Source organism: Paraburkholderia sp. SIMBA_053 (assembly GCF_046534895.1).
Lineage (GTDB): Bacteria > Pseudomonadota > Gammaproteobacteria > Burkholderiales > Burkholderiaceae > Paraburkholderia > Paraburkholderia caledonica.
This window is the reverse complement of record NZ_JAWRXU010000995.1, coordinates 1-260: the sequence shown is the minus strand read 5'-3', so window position 1 is coordinate 260 and position 260 is coordinate 1. Positions and strand designations below refer to the sequence as shown.

Genomic DNA, 260 nt, shown 5'->3' with positions numbered 1-260 from the left:
CACGTCTTGTCCATCAAGACTAAAAAGATCTGGACACTCCCACATAAAACCAAGATTTCCTTGGCTTTTGGCCATTACATTCATAAACTCCCAATTCAACAGATCTCTTGAACAATACAAAAGAACTTGCCCTTCATGATCCTTTGTACGTGATCCAAGAACACAATAATCATAGTCGTCCTTCTTCCATACTTTTGGGTCTCTAAAATGATGAGGATGAATATCTCCTTCAGGCACTGAATTAATCACTGGGTTTTGAG

Annotated in this window: 1 pseudogene; it reads right to left on the bottom strand. The window is 38.8% G+C overall.

Features of this window, described 5'->3' with window-relative positions:
- Positions 1–260 (bottom strand): annotated as a pseudogene (locus tag SB753_RS38600) (sucrose-6-phosphate hydrolase); the annotation flags it as partial.